The organism is Frigidibacter sp. SD6-1 (assembly GCF_030143255.1).
GTDB lineage: Bacteria > Pseudomonadota > Alphaproteobacteria > Rhodobacterales > Rhodobacteraceae > TMP-24.
The window spans coordinates 348,647-368,512 of record NZ_JARJNR010000001.1 but is presented as its reverse complement, the minus strand read 5'-3'; the positions used below and the strand labels follow the sequence as shown (position 1 = coordinate 368,512).

20 protein-coding genes are annotated in these 19,866 nt (G+C 66.6%); 9 read left to right on the top strand and 11 right to left on the bottom strand.

All coding sequences use genetic code 11. The annotated features are described in order from the left end of the window. Entirely contained in the window at positions 1-1,029 is a 1,029-nt protein-coding gene (locus tag P0645_RS01785) for a LacI family DNA-binding transcriptional regulator (protein WP_284162839.1), read from the top strand. Between the two features lie 17 nt (positions 1,030-1,046). On the opposite strand, the gene P0645_RS01780 is transcribed toward P0645_RS01785, so the two are convergent. After that, positions 1,047-2,180: a Gfo/Idh/MocA family protein gene (locus P0645_RS01780; protein WP_284162837.1), complete on the bottom strand. Its 1,134-nt coding sequence runs from the start codon at positions 2,178-2,180 to the stop codon at positions 1,047-1,049. Positions 2,181-2,235: 55 nt separating this feature from the next. Then, positions 2,236-3,351 carry a Gfo/Idh/MocA family protein gene (locus tag P0645_RS01775; protein ID WP_284162836.1) on the bottom strand — a complete coding sequence of 372 codons (1,116 nt, stop codon included), beginning with the start codon at positions 3,349-3,351 and terminating at the stop codon, positions 2,236-2,238. 115 nt (positions 3,352-3,466) lie between these two features. Here P0645_RS01775 and iolC point away from each other — a divergent pair, with 115 nt between their 5' ends. The 3 genes from iolC to P0645_RS01760 are packed head-to-tail and all read left to right on the top strand — an operon-like array spanning position 3,467 to position 6,183. Then, positions 3,467-4,501 carry a 5-dehydro-2-deoxygluconokinase gene (gene iolC / locus P0645_RS01770; protein WP_349775065.1) on the top strand — a complete coding sequence of 345 codons (1,035 nt, stop codon included), beginning with the start codon at positions 3,467-3,469 and terminating at the stop codon, positions 4,499-4,501. A gap of 9 nt (positions 4,502-4,510) precedes the next feature. Further along, positions 4,511-5,353: a 5-deoxy-glucuronate isomerase gene (locus P0645_RS01765; RefSeq protein ID WP_284162835.1), complete on the top strand. Its 843-nt coding sequence runs from the start codon at positions 4,511-4,513 to the stop codon at positions 5,351-5,353. Beyond that, positions 5,350-6,183, top strand: coding sequence for a class II fructose-bisphosphate aldolase (locus P0645_RS01760; protein ID WP_284162834.1), 834 nt, complete (start codon positions 5,350-5,352; stop codon positions 6,181-6,183). Before P0645_RS01765 ends, P0645_RS01760 begins: the two co-directional genes overlap by 4 nt. Here the strand turns inward: P0645_RS01760 and P0645_RS01755 are convergent. Then, positions 6,176-6,814, bottom strand: coding sequence for a helix-turn-helix transcriptional regulator (locus P0645_RS01755; protein ID WP_284162833.1), 639 nt, complete (start codon positions 6,812-6,814; stop codon positions 6,176-6,178). The genes P0645_RS01760 and P0645_RS01755 overlap by 8 nt on opposite strands. Before the next feature lie 93 nt (positions 6,815-6,907). Between P0645_RS01755 and P0645_RS01750 the strand changes: the two genes are divergently transcribed. Further along, the gene (locus tag P0645_RS01750; RefSeq protein WP_284162832.1) at positions 6,908-7,384 is read left to right on the top strand and encodes an autoinducer binding domain-containing protein; all 477 of its coding nucleotides are present in this window, start codon (positions 6,908-6,910) and stop codon (positions 7,382-7,384) included. 1 nt (position 7,385) lies between these two features. Here P0645_RS01750 and tgt read toward each other — a convergent pair whose 3' ends face one another. From tgt to P0645_RS01735, 3 genes are all read right to left on the bottom strand, one after another. Continuing rightward, entirely contained in the window at positions 7,386-8,516 is a 1,131-nt protein-coding gene (tgt, locus tag P0645_RS01745) for a tRNA guanosine(34) transglycosylase Tgt (RefSeq protein WP_284162831.1), read from the bottom strand. 76 nt (positions 8,517-8,592) lie between these two features. After that, complete coding sequence (locus P0645_RS01740; protein WP_284162830.1) at positions 8,593-10,872, bottom strand: adenosylcobalamin-dependent ribonucleoside-diphosphate reductase; 2,280 nt, start codon at positions 10,870-10,872, stop codon at positions 8,593-8,595. Between the two features lie 121 nt (positions 10,873-10,993). After that, positions 10,994-11,590 carry a TetR/AcrR family transcriptional regulator gene (locus tag P0645_RS01735; RefSeq protein WP_284162829.1) on the bottom strand — a complete coding sequence of 199 codons (597 nt, stop codon included), beginning with the start codon at positions 11,588-11,590 and terminating at the stop codon, positions 10,994-10,996. A gap of 102 nt (positions 11,591-11,692) precedes the next feature. On the opposite strand from P0645_RS01735, the gene P0645_RS01730 reads away from it, so the two are divergent. The 3 genes from P0645_RS01730 (at position 11,693) to P0645_RS01720 (ending at position 14,130) form a co-directional block, all read left to right on the top strand. After that, positions 11,693-12,739, top strand: a complete 1,047-nt coding sequence (locus tag P0645_RS01730) for an MBL fold metallo-hydrolase (RefSeq protein WP_284162828.1) — start codon at positions 11,693-11,695, stop codon at positions 12,737-12,739. Positions 12,740-12,832: 93 nt separating this feature from the next. Next, positions 12,833-13,270 (top strand): DUF1489 family protein, encoded by a 438-nt coding sequence (locus tag P0645_RS01725; protein ID WP_284162827.1) that lies wholly within the window; start codon positions 12,833-12,835, stop codon positions 13,268-13,270. Next, positions 13,267-14,130, top strand: a complete 864-nt coding sequence (locus P0645_RS01720) for a DMT family transporter (RefSeq protein ID WP_284162826.1) — start codon at positions 13,267-13,269, stop codon at positions 14,128-14,130. Before P0645_RS01725 ends, P0645_RS01720 begins: the two co-directional genes overlap by 4 nt. Here P0645_RS01720 and hisG read toward each other — a convergent pair. From hisG to hisS, 3 genes are read right to left on the bottom strand one after another with little or no spacing between them, the layout of a single operon-like run. Continuing rightward, complete coding sequence (gene hisG / locus P0645_RS01715; protein WP_284162825.1) at positions 14,127-14,831, bottom strand: ATP phosphoribosyltransferase; 705 nt, start codon at positions 14,829-14,831, stop codon at positions 14,127-14,129. The two genes, P0645_RS01720 and hisG, sit on opposite strands and share 4 nt — an antisense overlap. After that, positions 14,825-15,904: an ATP phosphoribosyltransferase regulatory subunit gene (locus P0645_RS01710; protein WP_284162824.1), complete on the bottom strand. Its 1,080-nt coding sequence runs from the start codon at positions 15,902-15,904 to the stop codon at positions 14,825-14,827. Before P0645_RS01710 ends, hisG begins: the two co-directional genes overlap by 7 nt. Further along, entirely contained in the window at positions 15,897-17,393 is a 1,497-nt protein-coding gene (hisS, locus tag P0645_RS01705; RefSeq protein WP_284162823.1) for a histidine--tRNA ligase, read from the bottom strand. The genes P0645_RS01710 and hisS overlap by 8 nt, the downstream gene beginning before the upstream one ends. Before the next feature lie 131 nt (positions 17,394-17,524). Here hisS and P0645_RS01700 point away from each other — a divergent pair, with 131 nt between their 5' ends. Next, positions 17,525-17,734 (top strand): SlyX family protein, encoded by a 210-nt coding sequence (locus P0645_RS01700; RefSeq protein ID WP_284162822.1) that lies wholly within the window; start codon positions 17,525-17,527, stop codon positions 17,732-17,734. 16 nt (positions 17,735-17,750) lie between these two features. Here P0645_RS01700 and P0645_RS01695 read toward each other — a convergent pair whose 3' ends face one another. Together P0645_RS01695 and P0645_RS01690 are read right to left on the bottom strand one after the other, a co-directional pair. Continuing rightward, on the bottom strand, positions 17,751-19,307 hold the full coding sequence (locus P0645_RS01695) for a phospholipase D family protein (RefSeq protein WP_284162821.1): 1,557 nt from the start codon (positions 19,305-19,307) through the stop codon (positions 17,751-17,753). 60 nt (positions 19,308-19,367) lie between these two features. Beyond that, positions 19,368-19,829: an Lrp/AsnC family transcriptional regulator gene (locus P0645_RS01690; RefSeq protein ID WP_284162820.1), complete on the bottom strand. Its 462-nt coding sequence runs from the start codon at positions 19,827-19,829 to the stop codon at positions 19,368-19,370. Positions 19,830-19,866: the final 37 nt, after the last annotated feature.

Here is a 19,866-nt window from a genome sequence, read left to right as displayed (position 1 = left end):
GTGGGGGAAACGGTCGGACCGGGGCGGCGGCGGGGGACGGTGACGCTGCGCGAGGTGGCGGAGCGGGCGGGGGTTTCCGCTTCGGCCGTATCGCGGGCCTTCACACCGGGCGCATCGCTGTCGGCCAAGAAGCGCGAAGCGATCGAGGAAGCGGCCCGCGCGCTTGGGTACATGCCCTCGGCGCTCGCCTCGGCGCTGACGACGGGGCGCACGCGCATGATCGGGCTCGTGTCGAACAATTTCCACAATCCGGTGTTCCTTGAGGTCTTCGACCAGTTCACGCGCGGATTGCAGGATCGGGGGCTGAGGCCGCTTCTGGTCAACCTTTCGGGCGATCTGTCGCAGGAGGCGGCGGTGGAGATGCTGCGCCGCTATTCGGTCGACGGGGTGATCCTGGCAAGTTCCACCCTGCCGCCCACCTATGCGCGCCGGTTCCGCGAGGCGGGGCTGCCGGTCGTGCAGTCCTTCGGGCGCTGGTCGGAAAGCCCCGAGGTTCACCTCGTCACCATCGACAATCGCGCCGCCGGGCGGCTGGCCGCAGAGCGGCTTCTGGCCTGTGGCTACGCCCATGTCGGTTTTCTGGGCGGGCCGGAGGCTGCGAGTTCGACGCAGGACCGGCTGGCGGGTTTCAGGGAGGGCGCGGGCGACGGCGTGCGGGTCACGGCCAGTTTCGCCGGGGCCTATTCCTTCGCGGCTGGGCGGACAGAGATGCAGCGCCTTCTGGCGGCGGGGCCGCCCGCCGGGGGCTATTTCTGCGGCGACGATGTGCTGGCGATCGGGGCGCTGAGCGCGCTTGCCGATGCCGGGCTGAAGGTGCCGGGGGATGTGGGCGTGCTTGGCCTCAACGACATGGAGATGGCCCGCTGGGCGGGGATCGACCTGACCACTGTTCGCCAGCCGATCGCCGAGATCATCGCGGCGAGCATCGATCTGGTGATGGCGGCGGTCGATGATCCCGACCTGCCGCCGCAAGCGCGGCTCTTTGACTGTTCCATCGTCGAGCGCGGGACACTGCCGCCGCCTGCCTGACCTTTGCGCGTGATCCGTCAGCGGAACATCGGCGGGCGGGCGTCCTGCCAGGCGCCACCCGCCTTGGCCGAGGCGACGGCGGCGTGGATCGCGGCGATCGAGCGCAGGCCCGAAGCGGCAAGCGGCAGGCCGTCGCGCGCGCTGCCGCGGATCGTGTCGGCGAGGTCGCAGTAGATATTGGCGACGGCGAGCGGGAAGCCTTCAGGATGGGCGATGGCGACACGCGACAGGCGCTTGGCATCGTCATGCAGGCCGCCCTCGCCCTTCTCGATGATCTGCGTCCGCCCGCCGACCGGCGTATGGATCAGCTGGTTCGGCTGTTCGGAAGCCCAGCGCAAACCGCCGGTTTCGCCGAAGACCTGGATGTCGAACCCATGCTGGCGCCCGATGGCGACCGAGGAGGTCCATAGCCGCCCGACGGTACCGCGAGCCATGCGGAAATTGACCATCGCATCGTCTTCCAGAACCCGGCTGGGGATGGTGGAGGCGAAGTCGGCCGACAGGCTCTCGACCTCGTCGTCGCAGATGAAGCTCGCCATGTGCAAGGCATGGATGCCGCAGTCGGCGAACTGTCCCGAAACGCCCGCCATCGCCGGATCATAGCGCCAGCGCACGCGCGGATTGTCGGCGTCGGTCGCGTCGCCATGATGGCCGTGGCTGAAACTCGTCACCACCAGCCGGACCCGGCCGATCTCGCCCGCGCGCACCATGGCGCGGGCCTGCCGCACCATCGGATAGGCCGAATAGCAGTAATTGACCGCGCAGATCCTGCCGGTACGGGCGGCGGTCCTCACCAGATCCTCGCCTTCCGCGACCGTCACGGTCATCGGCTTTTCGCACAGGACGTTGATGCCTGCCTCAAGGAAGGCCTTCGATATTTCGTAATGGGTGGCGTTCGGCGTGGCGACGGTGACCAGATCGAGCCGGTCGGCACGGTCTCGCTCTGCCGCCAGCATCTCTTTCCAGTCACCATAGGCACGGTCGGGCGCCACGCCAAGCTGCCGGGCATAGGCGCGGCCCGCCTCGGGCCGGTGGTCGAGCGCGCCTGCCACAAGGTCAAAGTGACCGTCGGCCAGCGCGCCCAGCCGGTGGGCGGGCCCGATCTGGCTGCCCTCGCCGCCGCCGATCATGCCCCATTTCAGTCGTGCCATGTGCAGTTCCCCCCGGGAGAAGCGGTTGACGTGAGTGTGGGTCGAGGGGCGGCGATCATCCTGCGACCGATATCCATGTCCCCCCGGCGGCGGCAGACCGGGCGGCGGCATCGGCGACTTCCCAGACCGCAAGGCCGTCGCGGAAGGTGGGCCAGACCGGCTTCCCGCCATGGATCGCGGCAAGGAAATCGCGAGCCTCGATGATGATCTGGTCCTGAAAGCCGGTGCCGTGGCCGGGGCCGACGCAGAAGGGCCGGTAATCGGGATGCGCCGGTCCGGTCAGGATCTTGCGAAAGCCGCGTAGGGCCTCGGGCCCCTCGGCGCGGTAGAGCCAGATCGCATTCTGATCCTCCTGGTCGAAGCGGATGGCACCTTTCGTGCCGGTGATCTCGTAGGCATAGCCCATCTTGCGGCCGGTCGCGATGCGGCTGAAATAGAGATGCCCCATGGCGCCGCCCGCGAACCGGCACATGAACTGGGTCTGGTCGTCGTTGGTGACCGCCTCTGGCCCCTCTTCGCCCTGCCGGGTGGCATGAACCGTCTCGACCATCGCCGAGAGGCTCGCGACCGGACCCACCAGCGCGAGCGCGCAGTTGATCATGTGGGGCGCGAGATCGCCCAATGTGCCGTTGGCCATGCCCCTGGTCCGCCAGTTGGCGGGGAGCGACGGGTCGGCGAGGAAATCCTCGGTATGTTCGCCGCGAAACCAGGTGACCTGGCCGATGGCGCCTTCGGCGATCAGCTGCCGGGCGAACTGCGTCGCGGGGGTCCGCACATAGTTGAAGCCGCTCATGTTGGCCACGCCCGCCGCCTCGGCCGCCGCCACCATCGCGCGGGCATCGGCGAGCGAGGCGCCGAGCGGTTTTTCGCAGAGGACCGGCTTGGCAAGCGCCAGCGCCGCCTCGGCGATCTCTCGGTGGAGCGCCTGCGGCGTGGCGATGACGACCGCACCCACGCGCGGATCGGCGACAAGCGCGCGCCAGTCCCGCGCGGCGCGATGAAAGCCGAAGGCGGCGCGATAGCGTTCAGCCGAGGCGGCCGATCCGGCGGCGATCATCTCAAGGCGCGGGCGGAGCGCCGTGTCGAAGACCGCGCCGACCGCGCCAAAGGCGACCGCATGGGACTTTCCCATATAGCCGCCGCCGATCAGCCCGATTCCAATCTCCGGCATCGCTGCCCTCCTCGTTCCGATTTGCATTTGCAACCGGTTGCAAAATTTCTATACTCGCCCACCAGGACCCGCAACCGCAATTTCTGCGGCGCGCGGGCAGAGGGGTCAGCGGATCGTGGCGCAGCAGGCGGCATCCTTCAAGGCCGGGCAGTCGCAAGCGGCGGCGGGCGGGTCGGTTCTGCACGGCCTGGCGCGCAATCGCTTCCTGATCCTCGGCCGTGCGGGAATGGACCTTTACGCCGACCCGCCCGGTACAAGGATCGAAGAAGCCCGCAGTTTCGCCGCCCATCTTGGCGGCTCGGCGGCCAATATCGCGGTGGCCCTTGCCCGTCAGGGCGCGGCGGCGGAGCTGATCACGCGGCTGTCGGACGATGCGGTCGGCCGCTTCTGTCTGGCGGAGCTGGACCGCTACGGCGTCGGGCGCAGCCATGTCCGGCTGAGCGGCGGCGAGCGGCGCGCCTCGCTCGCCGTGGTCGAGACCCGGGGCGAGGACTGCCAGTCGGTGATCTACCGCAACCATGCGGCCGATCTGGCGCTGGAAGTGGCGGATGTCGAGGCGATTGACTTCAGAGACTTTGGCGCATTGGTCGTCACCGGGACCGCGCTGGCCGAGGAAGGTTCGCGCGCCGCCACGCTCATGGCCCTGCGCCGGGCACGGGCGGCGGGGATCGCCACGGTGATGGATGTGGATTACCGGCCCTATTCCTGGCGGTCGTGGGAAGTGGCGGGCCGTGTGAATCTGGACGCCGCCCGGCTGTGCGACATCATCGTCGGCAACGATCTGGAGTTCGGCCTTCTGGCCGGGCGCGCCGAGGACGGGCTGGCGAAAGCCCGAAGCCTCGTCGCCGAAGGCGCGGCGATCGTGGTCTACAAGAAGGGCGAGAATGGCGCGGTCACCTTTGCCCGCGACGAGGAGATCGCGACCGGCATCTACGAGACCCGCGCGCTGAAGCCCACAGGGGCGGGCGATGCTTTCATGGGCGGCTTTCTGGCGGCCCTTGCCGCCGGGCAGCCGCTGCGCGCGGCGGTGCTGCGCGGCTCTGCCGCTGCCGCCATCGTCGTGGCGCGGGTCGGATGCGCCCCGGCGATGCCGACAGCGGCGGAACTTGACAGTTTCATCGCAAGCCAGCCCGAACCCTGCATAGCCTGAGGCCCCGAAATGCACATTGCCCCCCACGACAACCAGAACCGCCCCATCGTCGATGTGGACCATCCCCTGGTGCCGCTGAACTATTTCAACATCGTGCGGCTGAAGCGCGGGGAAAGCTTCACCTATGCGGTGCCGGGCTACGAGACCTGCATCGTACCCGCGACCGGCACGGTAAGGGTCGAGGTCGGCGGCCAGCGCCATGAGGGTCTGGGCCAGCGGACGCGGGATGTCTGGGACGGCGAGCCCGAGGGCGTCTATGTGCCGGTCGGGAGGGAGGCGCGGTTCACCTGCCGGTCGGATGCGGCCGAAGTGTTCATCGCTGGTGCAAAGTACGACCGGGTGCTGGAGCCTTTCGCGGTGCGCGCGGACGAGATCGACCGGGTGCAGTATGGCTCGGACGAGACCAAGACCCATCGCAAGATCAAGCATATCCTTGGCACCAGGTATCACGACCGGGTCGGGCGGCTTCTGGTGTCGGAGCTTTTCACCGTGGGGGCGGGCGGCTGGTCGGGCTTTCCGAGCCACAAGCACGACACCGACCGCCTGCCCGATGAGACCCGGCATGACGAGACCTACAATTTCCGCTTTCGTCCCGCGCATGGCTCGGGCCTGCAGATGCTGCAGCGCGAGGACAATGCTCCGGGCGATGCCTATCATGTGATGGACGGCTCGACCGTCCTGATCGACAGGGGTTATCACCCCTGCTGCGTGCTGCCGGGATACGAGATGTATTACTTCACCATCCTCGGCGGGCTCAGCCAGCGCAGCCTGAAGCAATATTTCCAGCCGACGCACGCCGATCAACTGAAGACCATTCCGGGCATCATGGACATGGTCGCGAAGTTCAAATGACACGTGCCACCCTGTCTGAGGTTCTTCAGCCCGCCCTGCGCGACGGTTACGCGGTGCCGGGCTTCGTCTGCCTTGGATGGGAGGATGCGCGCGCCTTCGTCACGGCGGCAGAGGCGGAAGGGCTGCCGGTGATCCTGCAGGCCGGTCCGGGATGCCGTGCCCATACGCCGCTGCCGGTGCTGGCCGCGATGTTCGGCCATCTGGCGGACAGCGTTTCGGTGCCCGTGGTCCTGCACCTCGACCATGGCCGCTCGGTCGAGGAGGCGCGCGCGGCGATCGGCGAAGGCTTCACCTCGGTGATGTTCGACGGCTCAAACCTGCCCTTTGCGGAAAATATCCGCCTGACCGCCGAAGTGGCGCGGCTGGCCCATGCGGCGGGCGTCTCCTGCGAGGGGGAGGTGGGTTTCGTGGGCTATGCGGGTGGTGCTGCCTCGGCCCGGACCGCACCGGAGGAGGCCGCGCGTTTCGCCCGCGAGACGGGCGTCGATGCGATGGCGGTTGCGGTCGGGAATGTTCACCTGCAAGAGGCGCCGGAGGGCCTTATCGACGAAGCGGCGGTCCGTGCCATCGCGGCGGCGACCGGTGGCGCGGTGCCGCTTGTCATTCACGGCGGGTCGGGCGTGCCGCCGGAGCAGCGCAGACGGCTCGCCCGCACCACACCGATCTGCAAGGTCAACATCGGCACCGAATTGCGCCAGACGTTCGGCGCCGCGTTGCGCCGGGTGCTGAGCGAGCAGCCGGACGAGTTTGACCGGCTGAAGCTGCTCGGCCCGACCGAGGCGCCGCTGGCGGCGCGCGCGGCGGAAATCCTGCGCGACCTGGCTAGATAAGGCCGTAACCGGTGGCCGCCGAGACCGCCTGGCTGCCGGTCTTGGCGCCAAGCTTGACCTTGGCGTTCTTCAGCCGCTGCTTCACCGCCCCTTCCGACACGCCGAGCATGTTGGCGATTTCCTTGACCAGATAGCCCTGTTTCACCAGGCTCAGCGCCTCAAGCTCGGCCTGCGTCAGGTTGGTCGGCGGGGCCATAGCCACATGGAGCCACTCGAGCTTTTGGGCGAGGGCTGCAATCTCGGCATCCTCGAACTCGCGGTCGCCACGCGCGAAGCTGCCGAAGGAGCGCTGTCCCTTGGGGCCGGGGTCGTCGAGGCTGATCGCCACGCCGAACTGCAGCCCGTGACGGGCCGCGTCGGCCAGAACGCCACGGGGATCGGCCTCAGGAATGGCACTCCAGCGCACGGCGCCGGCATTGCGATAGACCCATTGCATCACCGGGTCGAAGACCATGTAGCTTTGCTGGGTATAGCGGTCGATCCAGGCGGTCGGAAGGGCATTGTGCTCGGCCAGCGGAAAGGCGAAGCCGATCCGGAGCGCGATGTAATATCCGCCCGGCGCGAGGCGCGCGAATTCTGTCCCTTGCGCGCCCCCCTCGACCCGCTCGGCCCGGATGAATTCCTTCGTCAAGTCTTTTGCATTCCGCAACAGAGTTGTACAGTGATCTTATGCCATGCAATCTGTGGCAAAGAAAGAAAACATTGTGCGTGTGTGGGTGGGGCGATGACGCAGGCAAACGGGCTGTTGAGGCAGCTGCACGGGAAAAGCCCCGGCGGCTTCGCGATCGGGCTGCATATCCACTATACGACGCCGCGCTATTTCTTTCAGTCCTACGACCGGGAATGGTTCGAGATCTATTCGGGCCGCGGGCTTCTGGTGCATGACCCGATCGTGCGCTGGGGCTTTTCCAGCGAGGGGACGATCCGCTGGAGCGCGCTGGCCGACATGGACGAGATGGGCGTCCTGAAACAGGCCGGGGATTACGGCATGCGCTACGGGGTGGCGATTTCGGTGATGCGCGGCAATTCGCGCTCGATCGCCGGTTTCGCGCGGTCGGACCGCGAGATGACGGATATCGAGATCGCCGCGCTGCACAAGGATTTCAGGGCGCTGCATGACGAGACGCTGGGGATGCTGGTCCTCAGCCCCGACATTCACGAAACGCTCAGACAGATGTCGATCTATCTGACCCACGGCTAGGTCAGAGAGGGTCGATATCGCCCTCGGCGCGTTGCGCGTGGAAAGCGGCGACGAACTGCGCGAGTTCCGCCTTGGCGATCGCGCCGCGCAGCCCGTCCATCAACTCCTGAAAGTAATGCAGGTTGTGCCATGTAAGGAGCATCGAGGAGATGATCTCTCCCGAGCGGAAGACATGGTGCAGATAGGCGCGGGAATAGCTGCGGCAGGCCGGGCAGGTGCAGTCTGCGTCCAGGGGACGCGGGTCGTCGGCGTGGCGGGCGTTCTTGATGTTGACCTGCCCGCGCCGGGTCCAGGCCTGGCCGGTGCGGCCCGAGCGGGATGGCAGCACGCAATCCATCATGTCGATGCCGCGTTCGACCGCACCTACGATATCGTCGGGCTTGCCCACGCCCATAAGGTAGCGCGGCCGGTCCTCGGGCAGGAAGCCCGGCGCATAGTCGAGGACGGAGAACATCGCCTCCTGCCCCTCGCCCACCGCAAGGCCGCCGACTGCATAGCCGTCGAAGCCGATGGCCTTCAGTGCCGCCGCGCTTTCCTCGCGCAGGTCGCGGGTAACGCCGCCCTGCATGATGCCGAAGAGCGCATGCCCCGGCCGGTCGCCGAAGGCCTCACGCGACCGTTCGGCCCAGCGCATGGAGAGGCGCATGGACTTCGCCACCGCCTCGTCCGTCGCGGGCAGTGCCGGGCATTCATCGAAACACATCACGATATCGGAGCCGAGAAGCTTCTGGATTTCCATGCTGCGCTCGGGCGTCAGCATGTGGTCCGATCCGTCGATATGGCTCTTGAACCGCACCCCCTCCTCGGTCAGCTTGCGGAGGTCGGCGAGGCTCATGACCTGAAAGCCGCCCGAGTCGGTGAGGATCGGCCTTTCCCAGTTCATGAAGCGGTGCAGGCCGCCCAGCCGCGCGATCCGCTCGGCCGTGGGGCGCAGCATCAGATGATAGGTGTTGCCGAGAAGGATATCGGCCCCGGTCGCGCGCACGCTTTCGGGCAGCATCGCCTTGACGGTGGCGGCGGTGCCCACCGGCATGAAGGCGGGCGTTCTGACCTCGCCCCGCGGGGTCGAGATCACACCGGTCCGGGCCTTGCCGTCGGTGGCGTTCAGGGTGAAGGAAAATCGCTGGGTCATTGCGGGCCAATAGCGCAGGCAAGGACGCTTGACCAGCAGTCAGGCGCCCGCCGCACTCATGCGATCCGGCGAAAAGTCACCCGCACTTCGAATGGCCGCAAGACGGGCAGGTCATGCAGCCTTCGGACTTGATCATGCCGAACTGACCGCAGGAGGGGCAGGCGGGGCCGCGCGGCCCCTCGCCCACTGCCATCACCTGCGCCTTGGGGTCGGCCTTGAGGCCCATCCCCTCGCCCTGCAGGAAACCTATGGCTACCATGTGCCGTTCGATCACGCCCCCGATGGCGGCAAGGATCGAGGGGATGTAGCGCCCCTCCATCCAGGCGCCGCCGCGCGGGTCGAAGACGGCCTTTAGCTCCTCGACGACAAAAGACACATCGCCCCCGCGCCGGAAGACGGCCGAGATCATCCGGGTCAGCGCCACCGTCCAAGCGTAATGTTCCATGTTCTTCGAATTGATGAACACTTCGAACGGGCGGCGGTGGCCCGACTGGATGATGTCGTTGATCGTGATGTAGATCGCATGTTCGCTGTCAGGCCACTTCAGCTTGTAGGTCGCGCCTTCCAGCGCCTGCGGCCGGTCGAGCGGTTCGGAGAGATAGACCACCTCGCCCTCCTTCGACATCGCGCCCCGGACCTGATCCGGGGCCTCGTCGGCCTTTTCGCTGACGGTCAGCACAGACCCCGTCACCGCATTCGGCCGGTAGGTGGTGCAGCCCTTGCAGCCCTGATCCCAGGCCGCCATGTAGACATCCTTGAAGGCGTCGAAGGAGATGTCCTCGGGGCAGTTGATGGTCTTCGAAATCGAGGAATCCACCCATTTCTGCGCGGCCGCCTGCATCCGGACATGGTCGAGCGGCGGCAGGGTCTGGGCATTGACGAAATGGTCGGGCAAGGGTCTGTCGCCGAACCTTTCGCGCCACATCTGCACCGCGTAATCGACCACCTCTTCCTCGGTGCGGCTGCCGTCCTTTTGCAGGACCTTGCGCTTGTAGGCATAGGCAAAGACCGGCTCGATCCCCGATGACACATTGCCCGCATAGAGGCTGATCGTGCCGGTGGGCGCGATCGAGGTCAGAAGCGCATTGCGGATGCCGTGTCTGGCGACAGCCTCGCGCACTTCGGCGTCCATCTGCTGCATGTTGCCGGTGGCGAGGTATTTTTCGGCGTCAAAGAGCGGGAAGGCGCCCTTTTCCTTCGCCAGTTCGACCGAGGCGAGGTAGGCGGCCCGCGCAATCGCCTGCATCCAGTCCTCGCAGGCCTTCGCGGCTTCCTCTGAACCGTAGCGCAGCCCGACCATCAGCAGGGCGTCGGCCAGGCCGGTGACGCCAAGGCCGATCCGCCGCTTGGCGCGGGCCTCGGCCTCCTGCTGGGGCAGCGGGAAGCGCGAGGCGTCGACGGTATTGTCCATCATCCTGACCGCGACCCGGACGAGATCGTCGAGTGCCGCAAGATCGAGTGCCGCCGTCTTGCCGAACGGGTCTTTCACCAGCCGGGCAAGGTTGATGGAGCCGAGCAGGCAGGCGCCATAGGGCGGCAGGGGCTGTTCGCCGCAGGGATTTGTTGCCGCGATTTCCTCGGCATAGGAGAGGTTGTTCATCCGGTTGATGCGGTCGATGAAGATCACGCCCGGTTCGGCATAGTCATAGGTCGCGCGCATGATCTTGTCCCAGAGCGCCTGGGCTTCGACCGTCTTGTAGACCTTACCGCCGAAGGTCAGATCCCACGATCCGCCCGCCTTCACCGCCGCCATGAACGGATCGGTGACAAGGACGGAAAGGTTGAACATCCTGAGCCGCGCCGCATCCTGCTTGGCTTCGATGAAGGCCTCGATATCGGGATGGTCGCAGCGCATGGTGGCCATCATCGCGCCGCGGCGGGAGCCCGCCGACATGATCGTGCGGCACATCGCGTCCCAGACATCCATGAAGCTCAAGGGCCCCGAGGCGTCCGCCGCAACGCCCTTCACTTCCGCCCCGCGCGGGCGGATGGTCGAGAAATCATAGCCGATGCCGCCGCCCTGCTGCATGGTCAGCGCCGCTTCCTTCAGCCCCTCGAAGATGCCGCCCATGCTGTCGGGGATCGTGCCCATGACGAAACAGTTGAAGAGCGTCACATTGCGGCCCGTCCCGGCCCCCGCCGTGATCCGCCCGGCGGGCAGGTATTTGAACCCTTCCAAGGCGCTGTAGAATCGGTCTTCCCATTTCGACGGCTCTTTCTCGACGGCGGCGAGCGCACGGGCGATCCGCCGCCAGCTGTCCTCGACCGTGCCGTCGATGGGCGTGCCGTCCGCTTCTTTCAGGCGGTATTTCATGTCCCAGATGGCTTCGGCGATCGGGGCGGAAAAGGCACTCATGGACGGTCCTCGGCAATCTTCGTCTGGTGTATCGGGAAGGACATCCACCCTACGCCCGTCGGCGGGTGCGATCAACAGCCGAATGCGGCGGGACAGGTTCCTTGCGCGAAATGTAGTGGTCTCAGCCCCGCCCGAGGATCGCACCCAGGCCCCGCCCCGCGAGCGCTATGTCCTGCATCAACCGCTCCAGCGGCACCCCGTCGATGGCCGATCCGGAAATCGCGGTCAGCACGAACATGAAATAGTCCGCCGCACTGTCCGCCACGTCAGGCCGCTCCCGCGCGATCAGGCTGCGGGCCTTCTCGCGCAGGTCAGCCCTGACCTCGGCCGTCAAGGCGCGCGCGCCGGGGTCGGTGCAGTTGCGCGTCCCGTCCAGCACCAGACAACCCCGCGCGGTCGCATCGCCGGTGCCGGATCGGGCAGCCTCTTCCAGCACGGCAACCAGCGTCTCGAATGCCGGTCCCTCCGCGTCGAGCCGCGCGAAGAACCGCCCCTGCGTCCCAGCGTAATGCGCGACGGCGCGGCCGAAAAGCTCCCGCTTGCTGCCATAGGCGGCATAGAGGCTCGGCGGGTTGATCCCGATGGTCTGGGCAAGCTCGGCCACGCCGACCGCATCATAGCCCTTTTCCCAGAAAAGCCGCATGGCAGCGGCCACCCCCGCATCCGGGTCGAAGGCGCGGGGGCGACCGGCGCGTTTCGCCTCTTTTGTATCGGTCACTAAAAAACCTCTTGCAGCACAAATCCGAATTATGTATCGACCACTACACTAAATCCGCGCCAACCGCTACCGGATTCGGCGCCCCCTCTGAAAGGATCACCCATGCGCACTCGCGTTCTCGCGGGCCTTCTGATGCTGTCCGCCTCCTGGGCCAACGGCCAGGAATACCTCCCCTACCCCGGCGCCTCCGACATTGCGCCGCCGATGGTCCATAACGACCATTACGATGCCGTGCTCGAGGCCGGAAAAGGCGCCGACATCGACCCGGCCAAGGGCTACCGCATCCAGGATCTGGGCGCCGGTGCCTTCATGGTGACCGAGGGCACCTACCAGATGATGATCGTCAAGACCGACGAGGGCCTGATCGTCGTCGATGCCCCGCCGCCCATTGGCGACAAGATCCTCAAGGCCGCCGAGGAAATCGCGCCGGGCGCCAGGATCACCCATCTGGTCTACAGACACGCCCATGTCGACCATATCGGCTTCGCCGCCCGGATCGTCGCCACCAACCCGGGGATGGAGATCGTCGCCCATCAGGAGACGGCCGACATTCTGGCCCGCGCGAACGACCCGAACCGCCCGATGCCGACAATGACCTTCGGCGGGATCGACCAGCCTTTCACGCTCACGGCGGGCGGCCAGTCGCTGGACCTGACCTATTCCGGCCCGAACCATGAGCCCGGCAATATCGAGATATGGCACGCCGACAGCCAGACGCTGATGCTGATCGACGTTGTTTTTCCCGGCTGGATGATGTGGCGGCGGATGGCGATTGCCCATGACATTCCGGGGGTCTTCGACCTGGTGGGTCAGGTCAACGCCAAGTACGATTTCAAGACGCTGGTTTCGGGCCATGTCGGCCGCACCGGCACCAAGGCCGATGTGGAAGAACAGTGGGCCTTCATGACCGACCTGCACGGGGCGGCGCTGAAGGCGCTCGGCTCGACCGCCATCGCCGAAGGGATGCGGGCCGAGGATACGACCAACCCCTGGGCGGTCTTCGACAATTTCATCGACCGGGTGACGGTCGAGTGCGTGGCCGATCTGGCGCCGAAATGGCGCCACAAGCTCTCGGGCTTCGATGTCTTCATCTATGACCAGTGCATGGCGATGGAGCAAAGCATCCGCGTGGACGGTCCAAGCCTCTGACCTCTCGTCCCTCGCGAGGAAACCGGCCGGGCGGCGGCGCGGCCGGTTTCACTTTTTCCCGGTGGCCGGGCCTGATAGAACGGCGCGGGGTGAATGATGTCGACCGGATTCGTCAATATCCTGAAATTGTGCGTGGGCGCGGATTCGGTCGAGGACCTCCTTGACTGGCACCGCACCCATCCCTCGCCCTTCCCGACCGGCGAGCGACGTCATGTCACCCGCATGTGGCCCAAGCGCGATGCGGAAATCCTGGCGGGCGGCTCGCTCTACTGGGTGGTGAAGGGGCTTGTCCTGTGCCGCCAGCGCATCGTCCGGCTGGACGAGGTGACGGGCGCCGATGGCATCCTGCGCTGCGGCATCATCATGGACCCGGAGGTGATCCGCACCGAACCGATGCCGCGCCGCGCCTTTCAGGGCTGGCGCTATCTGGAACCCGGCGACAGTCCGCGCGACCTCGCGCCGGCGCGCAGGGGCGACGACAGCCTGCCGGAGCCCCTGGCGCTGGAACTGGCGCGGATCGGGCTGAGATGAGCCGCAGGCCGCTCTGGCTGATCGCCGCGCCCCTGGTCTTTCTGCTGCTGTGGTCGGCAGGCTTTTCCATCGCCAAGATCGGTCTGCGCCACAGCGGACCCTTCACCCTTCTGGCGCTGCGCTATCTCTTCGCCGTCGCCCTGCTGCTGCCGCTCCTGCCGCTCGTCCGCCCGCCCCTGCCGCGCGGCCGCGCGGCCTTCGATATCGCGGTGACGGGGTTCCTCATCCAGGTGGCGTATTTCGGCCTGTGCTACATCGCCTTCCGGTCCGGCGTCTCGGCGGGGGGCGTCGCGATCATCGTCTGCCTGCAGCCGATCCTCGCGGGACTGATCGCGCCGCGCCTTGTCGGCGAACGGGTGAGCCGCCTGCGCTGGCTTGGCCTCGCGCTCGGCCTTGGCGGAGCACTTGCCGTCATCATAGCCCGATCCGGCATCAGCGCCGAACCGCCGCTTGGGCTTCTCGCCGCCATCGGCGGGCTTCTCGGCATCACCGGCGGCACGCTTTATGAAAAGCGTTTCGGCGCGCCGCAGCATCCGATCCCGGCGAACCTGATCCAGTATGGCGTGGGCGCGCTTTTCACCCTGCCCGTCGCGATCCTGACCGAGGGGCTGCAAGCCGACTGGACCGGCGAATTCGCTGCCGTCCTTCTCTATCTGGTCATCGGCAATTCGCTGGTTTCGATGACGCTTCTGCTTGCCATGATCCGGGCGGGCGAAGTGGCGCGGGTGTCCTCGCTCTTCTATCTCGTGCCGCCGCTGTCGGCGCTGTTCGCCTGGCCGCTTCTGGGCGAGGCGTTGCCCGCCGCCGGATGGCTCGGGATGGCGCTTGCCGCCTTCGGCGTGGCGCTGGCCCGGCGCTAGAAGGGCCGGGGCGCGGTTCCAAGCCGCGCCGCCAAAGCCTGATAGGCCGCAGCGGCCGCGCCCGTCCAGTCGGCCGCGCGCGCAGCAAAAAGCGTGGCCTGACTTTGATGCACGAGGCCATCGTCGAGGATCTTCAGATGGTTCGCCCTGAGCGTCTCGCCCGAGGAGGTGATGTCGGCGATCGCCTCGGCGGTCAGGTTCTTGACCGTGCCTTCGGTTGCACCCTGGCTGTCGACCAGCTGATAATCGGCGATCTCGTGCCAGGTCAGGAAGTCCCTGACCAGCCGGTGATATTTGGTGGCGATCCTCAGGCGCTGGCCATGGGCCTGCCGGAAGGCGGCGGCGACCGCGTCGAGATCGTCAAGCGTCGAGACATCGACCCAGGCAGCGGGCACGGCGATCACCAGATCGGCATGGCCGAAACCCATGGGCGCCAGTTCGGCGACCTGTGTCGACCAGTCGGCCAGCTTGTCACGGATCAGGTCCGATCCGGTCACGCCCAGATGGATACGCCCGGCGGAAAGCTCGCGCGGGATCTCGCCCGCCGAGAGAAGGACGAGTTCAACACCCTCGACCCCGTCAACCGCGCCCGCATATTCTCGGTCCGATCCGCTGCGGGCAAGCCGGACGCCGCGCGCGGCGAACCAGTCGAAACATTGCTCCATCAGACGGCCCTTCGAGGGCACCCCGAGCTTCAGCATCGCGCGCCTCCAAGGTCGGCCAGAAGACCGGGCCGGATCACGCCCCCCACCGCGGGGATCGACCGGCCCTGCCCGAGGACGGCGGTCAGGGCATCGTAGCGCCCGCCCGAGGCGACAGGTGGCAGCGCGGGATCGGCGGCATGGAAGGAAAAGACGAACCCGTCGTAATATTCGAGCGTCGTGCGCCCGTGCGAGGCTTCGAAATCCAGCGCCGCGACTGCGATCCCGCGCGCGGCCAAGGCTTCAAGCCGCGCTTCCATAAGGTCGACGGCGGGGCCGATGGCGGGCAGGCCATGCTGCAGCATGCGCAGGCGGGTCAGGGCCTCGGGCGAGGGGCCGGAGAGATTGAGCAGGTCCTCGATCAGCCCGACCTCTTCTGCCGAAATCGGCGGTGCCGCGGCATCGGCGCGGATGACGGCGATGCGTGCCGCAATCTCGGCCTCGCCGCGAAGCCCGACGAGTGGCGCGGGCAGCATGCCCGTGCCTTCGAGGAGGCGCTGGCGGCTTTCGGGCGGCGGCACCAGCCCGCCGAACCGCTCCAGAAGCCTTGTGAAGCGCGCGGGCCGCCAGACATGGCGCAGAAGGGCTGCCTTGCGGCTGTCGAGCGTCTTCAGCCCCCGAACCGCCGCCATCAGGATCGCCATGTCGCCGGTCGCTGCACGCAGCCCGGCGGGCGCCAGAAGCCCGGCGAAAAGCGCGAATACCTCGGCATCGGCGGCCGACGGATTGTCACGGTCGAAAATCTCGAACCCGACCTGGAAATATTCCGATTTCCGTTCGCTGACATGTTCCTGCTTGCGGAACACCTCGCCCCGGTAGGCATAGCGCGCGGGTTCCGCGCCGTGCGCCATATGCTCGCGCACCACCGGCACGGTGAAGTCGGGGCGCAGCATCATCTCGCCGCGCAAAGGGTCCTGCGTGACATAGGCCCGCGCGCGGATATCCTCGCCGTACAGGTCCAGAAGCACCTCGGCGGGCTGCAATATATCGGCCTCGACCGGCACCGCCCCCGCCTTCAGGAAGGCGGCGTAGAGCCGGTCGGCCACCGCGCGGGAGGCGGCCTTGTCAGCCATTGCTACCGTCCAGCATGCGTCGCACGGCGGCGACCAGGTCGGCGCGCTGCACTTCCACCTGCGCGGGGCGGTTCTTCCATTCCTCAAGCGTCGCGTTCTGGGCGATCTGGGCGCCGAGGATCAGGTCCTTGAGGATCACCGTCCCCTTCGCGGCCTCGTCGCCCCCCTGGATCACCGCGACCGGGCTCTGGCGCTTGTCGGCGTACTTGAGCTGGTTGCCGAAGTTCTTGGGATTGCCCAGATAGACCTCGGCGCGGATCCCCGCGCGGCGCAATTCGCCCGCCATCGCCTGATAATCGGCCATCCGGTCGCGGTCCATCACCGTTACGATGACCGGCCCCGCCGCATCGCCCCCCGCCCGCCCCTTGGCGCGGAGCGCGGCCAGAAGCCGGTCGACACCGATGGAAACGCCGGTTGCAGGCACCGCCTGACCGGTGAAGCGCTTGACGAGGTCATCATAGCGCCCGCCGCCCGCGACCGAGCCGAACTGGCGCTTGCGGCCCTTTTCGTCGAGGATTTCAAAGGTCAGTTCCGCCTCGAAGACCGGGCCGGTGTAGTAGCCAAGGCCGCGCACGACGCCGGGGTCGATGGCGATCCGGTCGGGGCCGTAGCCTTGTGCGGCGAGGAGATAGGCAATTGTTTCAAGCTCTTGCACACCCTCGGCACCCAGGGTCGATGCCCCAACCAGTTCGTGCAAACGTGCCACAGTTTCGGCACCCGTATCACGGCGGGCAGTCGTGAAGCCCATTACCACTTCTGTCTGTTCTCCAGACAGCCCCGCGCCCTTGGTGAAGTCGCCGCTCTCGTCCTTCCGTCCATCGCCCAGAAGGGCGCGCACGCCTTCCGGCCCCAGACGGTCGATCTTGTCGATGGCGCGCAGGACGATGCCGCGCTCATGCGCGAACTTCTCGGGGTCGGACGGGTCGAGGACGCCTGCGACCTCCATCACCCCGTTCAGCACCTTGCGGTTGTTGACCTTGACCACATAATCGCCGCGCGGGATGCCGACCTCTTCCAGCGCATCCGCCAGCATCGCGCAAATCTCGGCATCCGCCGCGACCGAGGCAGAGCCCACCGTATCGGCATCGCATTGATAGAACTGGCGAAACCGCCCCGGCCCCGGCTTTTCATTGCGCCAGACCGGCCCCATCGCATAGCGGCGGTAGGGCGTGGGCAGGTCGTTGCGATACTGCGCCGCGACGCGCGCGAGGGGCGCGGTCAGGTCATAGCGCAGCGCCAGCCAGTCGGCCTCCTCCTCCTGCCAGGCAAAGACGCCTTCGTTCGGGCGGTCGACGTCGGGCAGGAATTTCCCCAGCGCCTCGACGGTTTCCACCGCCGATGTCTCCAGGGGATCGAAGCCATAGCGATGATAGACGGCGGCGATCCTGTCGAGCATCTCCTTCCGCTCGGTCACCTCGGCGCCGAAATAGTCGCGGAAGCCTTTCGGCGTCTCCGCGCGCGGGCGTCGTTCCTTCTTCTCGCCGGACATGGCTTGGCCCTTCACATTCTGTCGCGCGCGGGTGTAACGGAAGGGGAAAGGCGCGACAAGCTTGTACCGTCGGCGTCCCGCCAGCACCCCGGCAGCGCCCCGCATCCGTCCCGACAGAAAGGCCCCAAGCGATGACCGAGACCAAGCTCGAAAAGGCCGAGGAGGCCATCGCCTACCTGACCCGCACGGTCGAGGATCTGTCGGACGTCGTCGCGCGGCAGGCCCAGGAGATCGAGCGGCTGAAACGGCACATGGCGCTCTTGATGGAGCGGGCGGCGGAGGCCGAAGCGATGGGGGGCGGCACGATCCCGCTGGCCGATCAGAAGCCACCGCACTGGTAGGCCACTGAAAGCGTCGTCACATCAGCCATTCGATCGGCAGCCAGCCGATCACTGTCAGCGCCAGCCGGTTCATCAGCGTGGCGCCGGGTTCGTGCTCGGCCACTTCGGCACTGCCATCTGCCGCGCGCCCGGCCCACTCAAGCCCCCGCCCCTTTTCCCAGGTCACGTGCCAGGCGGCATCGTTCAGATCCTCCTCGAACCGGCGGGTCATCAGGGCGGCGAGGCGCGGGCTTTTGACGAGAAAGCCCATTTCGCAATTGAGAAGCAGCGAGCGCGGGTCGAAATTGAACGAACCCACGAACACTTCCTTGCCGTCGATGGTGAAGGTCTTGGCATGCAGGCTCGCGGCCTTGCTACCGAGGATGCCCAGCCGCGCGGCGGTCTCGTGCGACCCGGGATTGGCCTTCAACTCGTAGACTTCGACCCCCGCCTGCAGGAGCCCCTTGCGGTATTTGGTGTAGGAGGCATGGACCGGGATCACATCGGTCGCCTCAAGAGAATTCGTGAGTGTCCGGACCCGGATGCCGCGCGCCACCGCTTCGGCCAACAGCTCGGACCCGCGCGAGCCCGGAACGAAATAGGCCGAGATCAGGTCGATGCGCGCTGCCGCTTCCGAGACAATTGGCGACAGGCGGCCGATCAGAAGCTGATCGCGCGGCACCTGGCCAAGCCCCTTGGCCGGATCGTCGGAAACGAGGATCGTCTCGGCCCAGTCGAAATTGAGCGTTCCCTCCATCAGCGACTTTACCAGCGGGGTCGAAGCGACGGCAGCGGCATATTGCTCGTTACCCGGATCGGCGCGCACTTCGGTCATGCGTGCATCGAAGCGGGCGATGCCTTCGGCGGGCGGGTCCACCAGCAGCTCATGCGGATAGGCAGAGGCACTGTTCCAATAGGCGTCGAAATCCGTGCCGACGTCGGGCACCACATGGCCCACGGCCAGCAGGTCGAGGTCGGAATATTGCGATTCCGCCGCCCGGGCGAAATAGATGTCGCCCACGTTGCGGCCGCCGATGATCGTGGCGACGCCGTCCACGGTGAAGGATTTGTTGTGCATCCGCCGGTTCAGCCGGAAGAAATCGAACGTATAGGACAGAAGCCGGGGACTGCGCAGGTTGAACGGGTTGAAGACGCGCACTTCGAAGGTCGGCAACGCATTCAGGGCGGCCAGTTCGGCATCAAGCGCCGGTGTGCCATTGTCGTCGACCAAAAGCCGCACGCGCACGCCGCGCAGGGCGGCCGCCTTCAGCTCCTCAAGCAGGCGGATTCCGGTGATGTCGTTCTGCCAGATGTAATATTGCGCGTCGATCGAGGCGCGCGCGGCCCGGGCCAGAAGGATGCGCGCGGCAAAGGCCTCGGCCCCGGAATGCAGCGGCACGATCCCGGAAAGACCGGGATGGCTTGCCGAAAGCGGCCCGATCTGGCGCACGAGTTCGCTGTCGTCTGACAGTGGTAGAACCGCGCTCGCATTTCGCCCCTCAGGGCTTGGCAAGCTGAAGAGCAGGCGCAGAAGCAGGATCGTCGCCCCCAGAACCGCGATCAGGATCGACAATAGCTTCAGACCGAGCCACATGGCCAACCTCGCACTTTTGCGCAGTCTAGCCGCATCGCCGCCCTGCGCCAGCCAGTTCCCTCAGCCAAGCGGCAGCGCGGTCGTCGCCTTGATCTCTTTCAGGACAAAGCTCGACTGCACGGCGCGCACGAAGCCCGAGCGCAGAAGGTGGTGCGACATGAAAGCCTCGTAGGCCTCGACGTCGCGGCAGCGGACCTTCAGCATGTAATCGGCCTGACCCGAGACCGAATGACATTCGAGCACTTCGGGCAGGCGGCGGACAAGCTGGGTGAAACCGGTGACGCAAGCCTCTGAATGGTCCATGAGGCTGATCTGGGCCAGGACGCAAAGCTTCGCGCCGACCTTTGCCGGATCGAGCAACGCGACGCGGGCACGGATGATGCCCGCCGCCTCCATCTCGTTCAGCTTGCGCCAGAGGGTCGACTGGGCGATGCCGGTGCGCGCGGAAAGGTCGGACAGGGACAGAGAGCTGTCCTGCTGAATTTCCCGCAAGATTGCGGATTCGTGATCAGATAATTCCATTACACCCACAACGACGGAAAATTTCACCCGAAAATAG

What these genes read in the sequence shown, in the direction of transcription:
- P0645_RS01780 (WP_284162837.1), bottom strand. Translation starts at nt 2,180, where the DNA reads ATGGCACGACTGAAATGGGGCATGATCGGCGGCGGCGAGGGCAGCCAG.
- P0645_RS01775 (WP_284162836.1), bottom strand. Translation starts at nt 3,351, where the DNA reads ATGCCGGAGATTGGAATCGGGCTGATCGGCGGCGGCTATATGGGAAAG.
- P0645_RS01765 (WP_284162835.1), top strand. Translation starts at nt 4,511, where the DNA reads ATGCACATTGCCCCCCACGACAACCAGAACCGCCCCATCGTCGATGTG.
- P0645_RS01760 (WP_284162834.1), top strand. Translation starts at nt 5,350, where the DNA reads ATGACACGTGCCACCCTGTCTGAGGTTCTTCAGCCCGCCCTGCGCGAC.
- P0645_RS01750 (WP_284162832.1), top strand. Translation starts at nt 6,908, where the DNA reads ATGACGCAGGCAAACGGGCTGTTGAGGCAGCTGCACGGGAAAAGCCCC.
- tgt (WP_284162831.1), bottom strand. Translation starts at nt 8,516, where the DNA reads ATGACCCAGCGATTTTCCTTCACCCTGAACGCCACCGACGGCAAGGCC.
- P0645_RS01740 (WP_284162830.1), bottom strand. Translation starts at nt 10,872, where the DNA reads ATGAGTGCCTTTTCCGCCCCGATCGCCGAAGCCATCTGGGACATGAAA.
- P0645_RS01730 (WP_284162828.1), top strand. Translation starts at nt 11,693, where the DNA reads ATGCGCACTCGCGTTCTCGCGGGCCTTCTGATGCTGTCCGCCTCCTGG.
- P0645_RS01725 (WP_284162827.1), top strand. Translation starts at nt 12,833, where the DNA reads ATGATGTCGACCGGATTCGTCAATATCCTGAAATTGTGCGTGGGCGCG.
- P0645_RS01720 (WP_284162826.1), top strand. Translation starts at nt 13,267, where the DNA reads ATGAGCCGCAGGCCGCTCTGGCTGATCGCCGCGCCCCTGGTCTTTCTG.
- hisG (WP_284162825.1), bottom strand. Translation starts at nt 14,831, where the DNA reads ATGCTGAAGCTCGGGGTGCCCTCGAAGGGCCGTCTGATGGAGCAATGT.
- P0645_RS01710 (WP_284162824.1), bottom strand. Translation starts at nt 15,904, where the DNA reads ATGGCTGACAAGGCCGCCTCCCGCGCGGTGGCCGACCGGCTCTACGCC.
- hisS (WP_284162823.1), bottom strand. Translation starts at nt 17,393, where the DNA reads ATGTCCGGCGAGAAGAAGGAACGACGCCCGCGCGCGGAGACGCCGAAA.
- P0645_RS01700 (WP_284162822.1), top strand. Translation starts at nt 17,525, where the DNA reads ATGACCGAGACCAAGCTCGAAAAGGCCGAGGAGGCCATCGCCTACCTG.
- P0645_RS01695 (WP_284162821.1), bottom strand. Translation starts at nt 19,307, where the DNA reads ATGTGGCTCGGTCTGAAGCTATTGTCGATCCTGATCGCGGTTCTGGGG.
- P0645_RS01690 (WP_284162820.1), bottom strand. Translation starts at nt 19,829, where the DNA reads ATGGAATTATCTGATCACGAATCCGCAATCTTGCGGGAAATTCAGCAG.